This is a genomic window from Cupriavidus nantongensis (genome assembly GCF_001598055.1).
Classification (GTDB): Bacteria; Pseudomonadota; Gammaproteobacteria; order Burkholderiales; family Burkholderiaceae; genus Cupriavidus; species Cupriavidus nantongensis.
The window spans coordinates 646,717-660,046 of record NZ_CP014845.1 but is presented as its reverse complement, the minus strand read 5'-3'; the positions used below and the strand labels follow the sequence as shown (position 1 = coordinate 660,046).

The following is a 13,330-nucleotide window of genomic DNA, read 5'->3' as shown; positions in this document are numbered from 1 at the left end:
ATGGCAATCATCCTCCACCGCCTTCGCCCCGCGCGTTGAACACCATGTCCATTCCCTCGCAAACCCGCGTCGTCATCATCGGCGGCGGCATCATCGGCTGCAGCGTTGCCTACCACCTGACCAAGCTCGGCTGGACCGACGTGGTGCTGCTCGAGCAAGGACAGCTGTCGTGCGGCACCACCTGGCACGCCGCCGGGCTGGTCGGCCAGCTGCGTTCGCAGGAAAGCATGACCAGGCTGATCCGCTATTCGACGCAGCTGTACAGCGAGCTGGAAGCGGAAACCGGCCTCGGCACCGGCTGGAAGCAATGCGGCTCGCTGTCGGTGGCGCGCACCGCCGAGCGCATGACGCAGCTGCGCCGCACGGCGGCGGTGGCGCGCGCCTATGGGGTGGAATGCGAGGTGATCTCGCCCGCCCAGGCCGGCGAGCTGTGGCCGGTAATGCGCACCGACGACCTGCTCGGCGCGGTCTGGCTGCCCGGCGACGGCAAGGCCAACCCGACCGACCTGACCCAGGCGCTGGCGCGCGGAGCCCGCAGCCGCGGCGCCCGCATTGCGCAGGACACGAAGATCACCGCGATACATACCCGCGACGGCCGCGCCACCGGCGTCAGTTGGCGCAACAAGGCCGGCGACGAAGGCCGCATCGAGGCCGGGATCGTCGTCAATTGCGCGGGGCAATGGGCACGGCAGGTGGGGCAGATGTGCGGCGTGACCGTGCCGCTGCATTCGGCCGAGCACTACTACATCGTCACCGAGCGCATTGCCGGCGTGCACCCCGACCTGCCGGTGATGCGCGACCCGGATGGCTTCATCTACTTCAAGGAGGAAGTCGGCGGGCTGGTGATGGGCGGCTTCGAGCCCGACGCCAAGCCGTGGGGCATGCAGGGCATTCCGGAGCCGTTCGAGTTCCAGCTGCTGCCGGATGACTGGGACCAGTTCCAGATCCTGATGGAAAACGCGCTGGTGCGCGTGCCGGCGCTGGAAACGGCGCAGGTGAAGCAGTTCTACAACGGGCCGGAATCCTTCACGCCAGACAACAACTTCATCCTGGGCGAGGCGCCTGAGCTGCGCAATTTCTACGTCGGCGCGGGCTTCAACTCGATGGGCATCGCCTCGGCCGGCGGCGCCGGCATGGCGCTGGCCGAATGGATCGTCGCGGGCGAGCCCACCATGGACCTGTGGCCGGTCGATATCCGCCGCTTCGCCGGCTTCAACGGCAACCAGAGCTGGCTGCACGACCGCGTCAAGGAAACGCTCGGGCTGCATTACGCGATGCCGTGGCCGAACCGCGAACTCGAGACCGCGCGCCCGTTCCGCCGCTCGCCGCTGTATGCGCAGCTGCGCGATGCCGGCGCCGGCTTCGGCAGCAAGATGGGCTGGGAGCGGCCCAACTTCTTCGCGCCGGCGGGCGCATCGCCACAGGTCGAATACGCCTTCGGCCAGCAGAACTGGCTGCCGTGGAGCGGCGCCGAGCACCGCGCCTGCCGCGAAGGCGTGGCGCTGTTCGACATGAGCTCGTTCTCCAAGTACCTGGTCAAGGGCGCCGACGCCGAGGCGGTGCTGCAATACGTGATGAGCAACGACGTGGCGGTGCCGCCGGGCCAGACCGTCTATACCGCGATGCTCAACGAACGCGGCACCTATGAATCCGACCTGACCGTGACGCGGCTGGCGCATGACCAGTACCTGGTGGTGACCGGCTCGGCGCAGACCACGCGCGACTTCAGCTATATCGAGCGGCTGATCCCCGCGGACAAGCGCTGCGTGATCGTCGATGTCACCGGCCAGTACGCGGTGCTGGCGCTGATGGGACCGCGCTCGCGCGAACTGCTGCAGAAGGTGTCGCGCGCGGATTTCTCCAACGAAGGCTTCCCGTTCGGCAGTTCGCGCGAGATCGACCTCGGCTACGCCACCGTGCGCGCGACGCGCCTGACCTACGTCGGCGAGCTGGGCTGGGAACTGTACGTGCCGGTGGAATTCGCGGTGGGCGTGTACGAGACCCTGCACGAGGCTGGCCGCACGCTCGGGCTGGTCAATGCCGGCTACTACGCGATCGAGTCGCTGCGCCTGGAAAAGGGCTATCGCGCCTGGGGCCGCGAGCTGTCGCCATCGGTCAACCCGTTCGAGGCGGGACTGGCGTTCGCCTGCAAGCTGGCCAGCGGCATCGATTTCCGCGGGCGCGAAGCGCTACTGCGGCTGCGCCAGGCGGGCGCGCCCAAGCGGCGCATGGTGGTGGTGACGGTCGACGGCGCCAGCGATGCCATGCTGTGGGGCGGCGAGGCCGTGCTGCGCACCGGCCCCGACGGCAGCGTGCGCGCGGTGGGATCGCTCAGTTCCGCCGCCTTCGGCCATACGCTGGGCTGCCCGGTCGGCATGGCGCTGCTGGCACGCGAGGACGGGCCGGCCGATGTAGCGTGGCTGGAAGCCGGCAGCTACCACGTCGACCTCGCCGGCGCGCTGCTGCCCGCGCGCGTGCACCTGCGCGCGCCCTACGATCCGGCGTCGGCGCGGCCGAAGGCCTGAACAAGGACCTGAACGGACAGCCGGCGGGGGAATATTCGCGCCGGCTGATAACCACTATTCAACGCCCCGCCTTGAGGTAAACCCTAGGCCACGGCGACAATCGCGGGGTCAGCGCAGCCGTTCAGCGCCAGGACCATGACAACCATGCCCCGCACCGATTCACCCGCGCCGCAGCCGTAGTGACTGGCGGCACGCCATGCCCTGCAGCGGCCGCACCAGCGCGGCCGCGTCCCCTGAACACCTGAACCGTATCCGCGCCAGCCCCAGGGCTGGCCCGCGGATGGCTGCCCTTGCCGCGCAATCTTGCGCAATCCCCAAGGAAATCCATGCCCAGCTTCAACCCTTCACGACGCACCTTCCTCAAAGCCAGCGTCGTGGCCGGGGTGTCGGTCTATATCGCACCCATCGGCGGCAAGGCTTTCGCGGCCTTGTTCGAAGACAAGATCCTGACCCCGGTGCAGTGGGACGCCAAGGCCGGCGCCCCGCGGTTCCGCATCGACGGCATCGCCAAGGTCACCGGCGCCAAGGTGTTTGCGCGCGATATCCGCTCGCGCGACATGCCACACTGGCCGCGGCAGCAGTCGCATGCCTTCATCCTGCGCACAACCCTGGCCGACCGCGTTTACGAGGGCTTCGACCTCGGCGTGCTGGGCGACGAGCTCAGGCCTGACCGCGTCGTCACCGCCGACGACCTGGCCCGCGACGGCGTCGCCTTCCCCGCCTTCTACGGCGACGACATGCTGCTGCCCGCCGGCAAGACCCCGGCCTACCTGGGCCACGCGGTGGCGATCCTGATCTACCACGACTTTGCGCGCTTCCGCTTTGCCAAGGACAAGCTCAAGTTCCGCGACGACGTGATCCGTTATGGCGCCAGGACCGGCCCGCTGGAGCGCGACCCGTGGGGCACCTTCCGCTTCGTGCGCGTGGGCGGCGCCACGCCCTATGACGACGACGTGTTCTCGAGCCTGAAGCACGCGCCGGTGTTTCCCAGCATGATGCGCAAGCACCAGCCGGTCTGGCCGGACGGCAAGGACCACGGTAAGCTCGGCGAACAGGGCATGCACCACGCCGCGCAGATCCGCGCGCAACTGGCAAAGCCGTCCGACGACTGGCTGGTGCTCGAGCGCGAGTACAACTCGCAGTCGGTCGATACCGCCGCGCTCGAGCCCGACAACGCCAACTGCTGGTACGACGCCGCCGCGCAGGCGCTGCACATGGTGGTGCCGACGCAAGGGCCGAACGAGGTCGCCGAAAGCGTGGCCGAGATGCTGGCGAAGGCCAGGGGCGCGTTTCCGGTCAAGCAGGTGTTTCTGCACCCGTGCTACACGGTCGGCTACGGCTCCAAGGACCACTACAACTTCCCGTTCTATGGCCTGGTCACGGCGCTGTACGCCGACGGCAAGCCGGTGCGGCTGGCCAACGACCGCTACGAGCAGTTCCAGACCTCGATCAAGCGGCATGCCTTCAGGATGCGCTACCGCATCGCCGTGGACCGCAACACCGGCCTGTTCCAGGCGTTCCAGGGCGACCTGGAGGCCAACGGTGGCGGGCGCTCCAACTTCTCGCCGTCGGTGGCGATGGTCGGCGCCACCGCGGCGCAATCGATCTATTACTTCCCCAACAACGACCTGACCGCGGTCGCGATCGCCTCGCGCGCCATCGACGCGGGCTCGGCGCGCGGCTACGGCACGCTGCAGAGCATGGCCGCGACCGAGATGATGGTCGACGAGTTCGCCGAGCAGCTCAAGCTCGACCCGATCGAGTTCCGGCTGAAGAACGCGCTGCGCTCTGGCATGAAGAACACGCAGGGCGCGATCCCCGCCGGCGCGATCCGCGTCGACGAGGTGCTGGAGGCGGCCAAGGCCTATCCGCTGTGGACCGATCGCGCCAGCAAGAAGGCGGAGTATGAAGCCGCCCACCCCGGCCGCCGCTATGGCGTGGGCTTTGCCTGCGTGCAGAAGGACTTCGGCACCGGCGCGGAAGCGTCGTTCGCTAAGGTCGAGCTGAAGGCCGACGGCAGCATCGTGCTGCATCACTCCGGCGCCGAGATCGGCACCGGCATGTCGACCTCGCAGGCCGCCGCGGTGGCGCGCTGGCTGGGCAAGCCCGCGGGCGAGGTACGCACCTCCGTCACCGACTGGAGCGACCTGCCGGTGACCACCTCCGGCGACCCGTACCTGATGAGCCAGGCCGAGCAGGACCGGCTGTCGGCCAATCCGCGCTGGTCGCCGGCCTATGCGTCGCCCGCCAGCGCCACCAACTCGGCCTACTACTTCACGCACAGCACGCGCGAGGCCGCGCGCGTGGTGTTCCTGCACGGCCTGTGGCCGGCGGCGATGGCGATCTGGAGCCAGGGCATCGGCGGCGGCCAGGCGGCTTCGCTGGTGGTGCGCGTGGAAGATGCGCGCTGGGTCGACGGCAAGCTCAGCGCCGGCGGCCTGCAGGCGCTGCCGCTGGAACAGCTCGCGGCCAAGGCGCACGAGCTGGGGCTGGTGACCGGCGCCACCGTGCACGCCTTCAACCGCTGGCAATGGAGCGAGGCCGATTTCGACATCAACGGACAGGCTGCGCGGCTGCCGGTCGATGGCCTGTCGGTGCGCTACGGCGACGGCGCCGATGCAGCACGCAAGGCGCGCATGCGCAGCCCGGGCGGATGGCATGTGCTCGATCGCAGCAAGGTCCATATCGCGCCGACGCAGCGCAACAACGCCGCGGTGACCTACTACAGCGCGGTCGGCACCTTCGTCGAGCTGTCGGTGCACGAGGCCAGCGGCAAGGTCGAAATCCTGTCGCACCACTCGATCATGGAATGCGGCACGCAGCTGTCGCCGCAGCTGGTGTCCGGCCAGCTGCAGGGCGGCATCGCCATGGGCATCGGCCACGCGCTGCATGAATACCTGCCGCTGTACGAGGACGGCCCCGGCAACGGCACCTGGAACTTCAACCGCTACCACCTGCCGCGCGCCAGCGACGTCGCGGTGTGGAGCCAGACCGGCACGGTGCTGCCGCCGGTCACCGAAACCGACCCGCCCAAGGGCATCGCCGAGGTGGTGATGATTCCGGTGGTGGGCGCCATCGTCAACGGCATCGCGCATGCCATCGGCCACCGCTTCACCGACCTGCCGGTGACGGCAGCCAAGATCCAGGAGGTACTGGCATGAGCATCGCCACCCAGCCCATCACGCTCAACATCAACGGCAAGGACGTCGGCCCCGTCGACGTGCCCGAGGGCCTGATGATGATCGATTTCCTGCATGAATACCTGGACCTGACCGGCTCGCGCCTGGGCTGCGGCCAGGGCATCTGCCGCGCCTGCGTGGTAATCCACGACAAGCCCGACGGCACCAGCGAGGAAGTGCGCAGCTGCATCACCGGCGCGCACTGGTTCCATGGCCGCAAGGTGCGCACCGTGGAAGGCCACGGCAAGCGCAACGAGCAAGGCGAGGTGGTCGAGCTGACGCCGGTGCAGCAGAAGTTCCTGGAGCATTTCAGCTTCCAGTGCGGCTACTGCACGCCGGGTTTCGTCAACGGCGCCACCATCCTGGTGGAACAGCTCAAGCGCAAGCCGGTGCCGAAGGACCAGGTCGAGGCTACCATCACCCGGGCGCTGGACGGCCATATCTGCCGCTGCACCGGCTACGTGCGCTACTACGAGGCGGTGAAGGACGTGATCACCAGCACGCCGGGCCTGGTGCTGGACAGCGGGAGCGACAAGTGATGCAGCGCACGCCCCTGATGATGGCCACGCGCGCCGCGCTGGCAGCCCTTGCCGCGGCCGCGGTCATGGCCGGCTGCGGCGGCCGCACCGAAGCCATTGCCCCCGCCGCCGACCAGGCCCCCAAGGCGCAGCTGTCGCCCGCCGAGCAGATCGCGCGCGGCCGCTACCTGGTGCGCGCCGCCGACTGCGCCGCCTGCCATACCGCGCCGCAGGGCGCGCCGTTCGCCGGCGGCGTCGAGCTGGCCTCGCCGTTCGGCACCTTCTACGGCACCAACATCACGCCGGACAAGACCCACGGCATCGGCAACTGGAGCGCGGACGATTTCTATCAGGCGCTGCATGACGGCAAGGCCCCGGGCAAGCAGCTCTACCCGGCGATGCCGTACACGTCGTACCGCGGCCTGTCGCGCGCGGATTCGGATGCCATGTACGCCTACCTGATGCAGGTGAAGCCGGCCGCCGTGGCCAACCGTCCGCACGACCTGCAGTTCCCGTACAACCTGCGCTTCGCGCTGGCGGGCTGGAACCTGCTGTTCCTCGAGGACAAGCTGCCGGATGCGTCCAAGGGCAACTCGGAATCGTGGCAGCGCGGCCGCTACCTGTCCAACGCGCTGGGCCACTGCGCCGAGTGCCACACGCCGCGCGCCGCGTTCGGCCGGCTGGACTTGTCGAAGCCGCTGGCCGGTTCCGCGCTGGCGCGCGTCGGCGCGCCGGACATCACGCCCGCCGGCCTGGCCGCGCGCGGCTGGACCGCCGCCGACCTGCAGCAGTTCTTCGCCACCGGCATCGCGCCGCAAGGCTCGGCCTTCGGCGAGATGTACCCGGTGGTGCATCTGAGTAGCCAGTACCTGAACCAGGTCGACCTGGCCGCGATGACCACCTACCTGCTTGGCGACCAGCCGCCGGCGCCGCAGCCGGTCAAGGCCGTGAGCGCCGACGCCGCGCAACTGGCACCGGGCCGCCGCCACTACGTCGCCGTCTGCGCTGCCTGCCATGGCCGCGAGGGCGAAGGCAAGCCGCACGTGGCGGTGTCGATGGCCGGCAACTCGACGGTGCGCAACGCCGACGCGCGCAACCTGATCGTGTCGATGCTGGACGGCATCGCGGCGCAGCGCTTTCCGGGCGTGGAGGCGATGCAGGAGATGCCGGGCTTTGCCGAACGCATGAGCGACGAGGAACTGGCGCAGCTGGCAAACTACCTGCGCGCGACGTGGGGCGGGCAGGCGGCCGATGTGAAGCCGGGTGATGTGAAGGCGCTGCGCGCGGCCGGGCCGGGGCATTGACGACTGCCGGCGGCGCTAATCGTCCCCCCGGTTTGCTCCCCTCTCCCGCCTGCGGGAGAGGGGCCGGGGGTGAGGGCAGGCGCTGGCATACCGACGCGCTTTGCTCCGTGGAGGCTCCGGCCCTCTCCCCCACCCCTCTCCCGCGCGCGGGAGAGGGGAGCGATTGCGTGGGATATCAGCAAGCGCTAACGCTGTTGCATAACCACCGAATCCGCCGAGTGTTCCAATCCTGAACACCCGCTGTCACGCGCTGGCACACCTGGCCCGATTCCGCAGCCGGATCTTCGATTTCCCCCCGCATTTCCGCCCTCTCCCGCCCCGGCACACCTCTTGCGATCTGCTCCCGTGCGCACGGCCCACGCCGTGACGGCACCACACAGATCACTCGAACGGAGCGAGACATGAACATGGCGGAAATCGCCCAGCTGGGCGTCAGCAACCCCTACAAGCAGCAGTACGACAACTACATCGGCGGCCAGTGGGTGCCGCCCGCCGGCGGCGAGTACTTCGAGTCCATCACGCCGATCACCGGCAAGCCGTTCACGCGCGTGCCGCGTTCGAACCAGCAGGACGTCGACGCCGCGCTGGATGCCGCGCACGCCGCCAAGGCCGCGTGGGCACGCACCTCCACCACCGAGCGCGCCAATATCCTGAACCGCATCGCCGATCGCATCGAAGCCAACCTGAAGCTGCTGGCGGTGGCCGAAAGCATCGACAACGGCAAGCCGGTGCGCGAGACCACCGCCGCCGACCTGCCGCTAGCGGTCGACCACTTCCGCTACTTCGCGGGCTGCATCCGCGCGCAGGAAGGCGGCATTTCCGAGATCGACGGCGACACCATCGCCTACCATTTCCATGAGCCGCTGGGCGTGGTCGGCCAGATCATCCCGTGGAACTTCCCGCTGCTGATGGCCACCTGGAAGCTGGCCCCGGCGCTGGCCGCCGGCAACTGCGTGGTGCTGAAGCCCGCCGAGCAGACGCCCGCATCGATCCTGGTGCTGATGGAGGTGATCGGCGACCTGCTGCCGCCGGGCGTGGTCAACGTGATCAATGGCTTCGGCCTGGAAGCCGGCAAGCCGCTGGCATCGAGCCCGCGCATCAGCAAGGTGGCGTTCACCGGCGAGACCACCACCGGCCGGCTGATCATGCAGTACGCCTCGCAGAACCTGATCCCGGTCACGCTGGAGCTGGGCGGCAAGTCGCCCAACATCTTCTTCGAAGACGTGCTCGCCGCCGACGACGCCTACTTCGACAAGGCACTGGAAGGCTTTGCCATGTTCGCGCTGAACCAGGGCGAGGTGTGCACCTGCCCGTCGCGCGCGCTGATCCAGGAATCGATCTACGACCATTTCATGGAGCGCGCGCTCAAGCGCGTCGCTGCGATCCGCCAGGGCCATCCGCTCGACACCGGCACCATGATCGGCGCGCAGGCGTCGGCCGAGCAGCTGGAAAAGATCCTGTCGTATATCGACCTGGGCCGCAAGGAAGGCGCGCAGTGCCTTGCCGGCGGCGAGCGCAACGTGTTCGACGGCGACCTGGCTGGCGGCTACTACGTCAAGCCGACCGTGTTCGCCGGTCACAACAAGATGCGCATCTTCCAGGAAGAAATCTTCGGGCCGGTGGTCTCGGTCACCACCTTCAAGGACGAGGAAGAAGCGCTCGCCATCGCCAACGACACGCTCTACGGCCTCGGTGCCGGTGTCTGGACGCGCGACGGCGCGCGTGCGTTCCGCATGGGCCGCGGCATCCAGGCCGGGCGTGTGTGGACCAACTGCTACCACGCCTACCCGGCCCATGCCGCGTTCGGCGGCTACAAGCAGTCCGGCATCGGCCGCGAGAACCATCGCATGATGCTCGACCACTACCAGCAGACCAAGAACCTGCTGGTCAGCTACAGCCCCAACGCACTCGGGTTCTTCTGACCATGGCGGACCCGGGCACCGCGCCGGCCGCGCTGCCGGTCGAGCGCGTGGTGGCAACGCCGGCCGCGCTCGCGCTGATCGCCGAGCTCGCCGCGCAGCACGGCCCGCTGATGTTCCACCAGTCCGGCGGCTGCTGTGACGGCAGCGCGCCGATGTGCTACCCCGCCGGCGAGTTGCTGGTGGGCCCGGGCGATGTCTGCCTGGGCCGGATCGGCGGCGCCGCGTTCTACATGACGCGCGCGCAGTTCGAGTACTGGCGCCACACCCGTCTGGTGATCGACGTGGTGCCGGGCGCGGGCGGGATGTTCTCGCTGGAGGGGCGCACGGGCAGACGCTTCCTGACGCGCTCGGAGCTGTTCAGCGACGCGGAGGCGGCGTGGCTGGCGGCGCAGCCGGAACTGTGACGCGGCGATGGCGTTGGGAGTTGCAAGCAGGTCGGATCGCTGTGTCATTGCATTTCAGGGGTTAGCGATTTCCTACGCACCAGCGTTTGCGACAAGCTTCGCCCGCCTGTTCGGAATGCGACAAGTCTTATCGCCTGCCTGACTTCGGAAGGGAATACTGGGTACGTCATCGGGTTGCCGGTGACCGGGCGTGGAAACCCGCGGAGTAGATCAAGGACAGGCGTTGTGCTTTCACACGGCAACGCCTGTGCTCGCATGGACAGGCTTACTTCCATGGCGGGCCACGCGAGGCAGCCGCAAGGCTGGCCGGGTTCTTCCTTGATCTAGGAGTCAATCATGACGATCGATGCGATCGAAGCCAATGTGTGTCTGAATGAAGTGCGCGCCGGGATAGAGGGCGTGCTGGTATTGCTGGAGCAGCAGAGTGTGCGGTCGGACGCCTGCTTTAGCGCCCTTTGTCTGCTGGAGCTGGTGAAGGCCAAGCTGGATGCGTTGATGGCAGAAGGGCCGCTGGCTGAGTAGATGGCGGATCGCGCTTGAGGCCGTTGGCACGTGCGGTTGGGTGTCGTGCTTGGCGGGCGTGGCTGTTTCGCCGGCGTAGCCGGCGACCTACTTCTTGGCCGAGCGCCAAGAAGTAGGCAAGAAACGCGTCGCCTGTGCGGCTGGCAATCAATTCCGCGGTGTTGGTGGGTCGGGCGGTGGTGATTTCCGTTTGGCGTGGGTGCCCGTTCGAGCCTGCTAACGCTATGTGAGTCAGGGGCGGTGCCTGCGATCACCCACTTTTGAACGATCCCAACAGGGTGTAGGCAGCCTGCTGCTGGCGATATCGCGGGGACGCCTGCGGCTGCTGCGCAGGCTCAATATGCGCTGACGGTGTTTGGGCGTTTTCGCGTAGCTCAGGCAAAGGCGTTGATGGGGTATCGGCCTTTGGGCTCGCCCACGAAAACGCGTGCGAGCGCAGCGACGCACTCCGTGCCCGAGCAGCAGACCTGAGATAGGGAGCGCGCGCAGCGCAGCCGAAGGGGGCCTGTCAGAAATTTTGTGTTTAGGGCATAACATGTCGCCAAGGAGCATGTCATGCCACGTAGAAACAAGACGAGCCAGGCCGCCGATCGTGCGCTGCCGACCATTCCCGAGGATCTGAGCGCCCATTTCGTAAAGGGTCCGATGACTGTCGAGGCCGTGCAGGACGCCTCAATGGCATTCAAGAAGGCCCTGATCGAGCGGGCGTTGGGCGCCGAGCTCGGCCAGCATCTGGGTTACCCGGCTGGCGCTGAGCGCCCAGCTGGCACAGCCAATCAACGCAATGGCAAGAGCGCTAAGACGGTTTTGACCGAGGACGGGCCGCTGCGAGTGGACATACCGCGCGACCGCGACGGCAGCTTCGATCCGATCCTGATTCCCCAGCACGAGCGGCGCTTCACCGGGTTCGACGACAAGATCGTGGCCATGTACGCCCGCGGCATGACCGTGCGCGAGATCCAGGCTTCTCTGGGCGAGCAGTACGGCACCGAGGTGTCGCCAGAATTCATCAGTTCGGTCACCGATGCGGTCATGGACGAAGTCACCACCTGGCAAGCCCGCCCGCTGGAGGCGATGTACCCGGTGGTGTTCTTCGACGCGCTGCGGGTCAAGATGCGCGAGGACGGCGTGGTACGCAACAAGGCCGTCTATCTGGCCTTGGGCGTGCTGCCCGACGGCACGCGCGACATCCTTGGCCTGTGGATCGAGAGCACCGAAGGCGCCAAGTTCTGGATGAAGGTGTTCAACGACCTGAAGACCCGTGGCACGCAGGACATCCTGATTGCAGTGACCGACGGGCTCAAGGGCATGGAACAGGCCCTGAATGCGGTGTTCCCGGCCACGACGCTACAGACCTGCATCGTGCATCTGATCCGAAACAGCTTGAGCTACGCCGGTTGGAAAGAGCGCCGGGCCGTGGCTGCGGCGCTTAAGCCCGTGTACACCGCGCCCACTGTTGAGGCGGCGCTGGCCGAACTGGCGGCATTCGAGCAGAGCGAATGGGCTAAGAAGTACCCCCCGATCGCCGCGTCCTGGCGTCGCGCCTGGGATCAAGTGATCCCGTTCTTTACGTTTCCGCCGGCGATCCGCAAGATCATCTACACGACGAACGCGATCGAGAGCATCAACGCGCAACTACGTAAGATCATCAAGACGCGGGGGCACTTCCCCAGTGACGAGGCGGCAACGAAGCTGCTATGGCTGGCCCTGCGCAACATCACCGGCAAGTGGGGCAGCTCAACGCATGACTGGAAAGCTGCCATGAACCAGTTCGCGATTCTCTATGAGGAACGCTTTACCCACCCGCATCACTGAGATAATGCTGGCTCACCGGTTACGTCGACGGTGAGCCTTTAACTGCCCTGAACACAAAAACGCTGACAGGCCCGCCGAAGGCGTCCCACCAATAACGCCGTTAGTAGGCGGCCACCGACCTAAAGTCGGGTTCGTCCATCCGACCTCGAACGCCAGGCACCTCCAGGTAGCGTCAGCAGGGTGGAACTACCAACCGCCTCACCGCAAGTCACCACCGTTCGAACCACCAACGCCGCCTTAGCCAGCCGCTCAGGCGACGCGTTTTTTGGTTACTTTTTGGGGCTCGGCCAAAAAGTGACCCGCCCAGCAGGGCGGAACCACGCGGTTCAAAGGCCGACAGCATGTCACCAACAGCAACAACACAACGCCGGCCTCGTCAGTCAAGCATGATCGCCCAACCAACGTGCCCAAACCAACTACTTCCCATACTCCAGTTCCGGATACCAATCCCCCCTCCCCTCCGGCGTCGTATCCAGCAACGTCCACAACGCATCCAGATCCGGCGCGCCGCGCGGATCCTGTCCCGGATCGCACGGCAACGCATACATCTCGCTACTCCAGAAATGCCTGACCTTGCCATCGCGCCGCGTAAAGACCGTATAGCCCGGCTCATCCGCATCCTCCGCACTGACGTAATCGCGCGTGAATTCGCCATCCACATCCGCATACACCTTCAACTGCGTCCACCCCCGCGCCCGCTTGGCCGCGACCAGGCGATCGATCGGCGAGCGCGCCACCATCGCCAGTGCCGTGCGCTGCTCGATATCCGCAACCTTGTGGTCCCAGCCGGCCATGATGGACGTGCACATCGGACAAGGCCGCTCCCGCTGCGGCCCGAACATGTAGCTGTAGACCACCAGCGTGTCCTTGCCGGCGAACAGGTCTTCGAGCGTTACCGGCCCGTGCTCGCCCTGGAACGTATAGCGCTTCGTCACTTCGCCGCCGGGCGGCAGCGCGCGGCGCTGTGCGGCCACGCGTTCGATGTGCCGCCGCAATTCGATTTCCTCGGCCAGCAAGGCGTTGCGCGCGTCGCGGTACGCCTTGCTTTCATTGGGAAAGTGGACGGGATTCTGCCGCGCCAGTTCGGTCGACGGAACCAGCTTTGCCGTGGTGTTCATGTCAGTCCTCCTGGAAGATCGCG

9 protein-coding genes are annotated in these 13,330 nt (G+C 67.1%); 8 read left to right on the top strand and 1 reads right to left on the bottom strand.

The features are described 5' to 3' along the window. Window positions 1–44 precede the first annotated feature (44 nt). The 8 genes from A2G96_RS24235 (at window position 45) to A2G96_RS24200 (ending at window position 12,189) form a co-directional block, all read left to right on the top strand. The gene (locus A2G96_RS24235) at window positions 45–2,525 is read left to right on the top strand and encodes a GcvT family protein (RefSeq protein WP_062804118.1); all 2,481 of its coding nucleotides are present in this window, start codon (window positions 45–47) and stop codon (window positions 2,523–2,525) included. 326 nt (window positions 2,526–2,851) lie between these two features. Continuing rightward, the gene (locus tag A2G96_RS24230) at window positions 2,852–5,686 is read left to right on the top strand and encodes a xanthine dehydrogenase family protein molybdopterin-binding subunit (RefSeq protein WP_062802754.1); all 2,835 of its coding nucleotides are present in this window, start codon (window positions 2,852–2,854) and stop codon (window positions 5,684–5,686) included. Then, on the top strand, window positions 5,683–6,243 hold the full coding sequence (locus A2G96_RS24225) for a (2Fe-2S)-binding protein (protein ID WP_062802753.1): 561 nt from the start codon (window positions 5,683–5,685) through the stop codon (window positions 6,241–6,243). Before A2G96_RS24230 ends, A2G96_RS24225 begins: the two co-directional genes overlap by 4 nt. Further along, complete coding sequence (locus tag A2G96_RS24220) at window positions 6,243–7,526, top strand: cytochrome c (RefSeq protein WP_062802752.1); 1,284 nt, start codon at window positions 6,243–6,245, stop codon at window positions 7,524–7,526. The genes A2G96_RS24225 and A2G96_RS24220 overlap by 1 nt, the downstream gene beginning before the upstream one ends. A 401-nt stretch (window positions 7,527–7,927) precedes the next feature. Then, window positions 7,928–9,448 carry an aldehyde dehydrogenase gene (adh, locus tag A2G96_RS24215; protein WP_062802751.1) on the top strand — a complete coding sequence of 507 codons (1,521 nt, stop codon included), beginning with the start codon at window positions 7,928–7,930 and terminating at the stop codon, window positions 9,446–9,448. A gap of 2 nt (window positions 9,449–9,450) precedes the next feature. After that, window positions 9,451–9,852, top strand: coding sequence for a DUF779 domain-containing protein (locus A2G96_RS24210; protein ID WP_062802750.1), 402 nt, complete (start codon window positions 9,451–9,453; stop codon window positions 9,850–9,852). A 336-nt stretch (window positions 9,853–10,188) separates the two neighbouring features. Then, window positions 10,189–10,374 (top strand): DUF1484 family protein, encoded by a 186-nt coding sequence (locus tag A2G96_RS24205; RefSeq protein ID WP_062802749.1) that lies wholly within the window; start codon window positions 10,189–10,191, stop codon window positions 10,372–10,374. Between the two features lie 555 nt (window positions 10,375–10,929). Next, window positions 10,930–12,189: an IS256 family transposase gene (locus A2G96_RS24200; protein ID WP_062802748.1), complete on the top strand. Its 1,260-nt coding sequence runs from the start codon at window positions 10,930–10,932 to the stop codon at window positions 12,187–12,189. Between the two features lie 416 nt (window positions 12,190–12,605). Here the strand turns inward: A2G96_RS24200 and A2G96_RS24195 are convergent, their stop codons facing one another. Beyond that, window positions 12,606–13,307 carry a DUF899 family protein gene (locus tag A2G96_RS24195; RefSeq protein WP_062802747.1) on the bottom strand — a complete coding sequence of 234 codons (702 nt, stop codon included), beginning with the start codon at window positions 13,305–13,307 and terminating at the stop codon, window positions 12,606–12,608. Window positions 13,308–13,330: the final 23 nt, after the last annotated feature.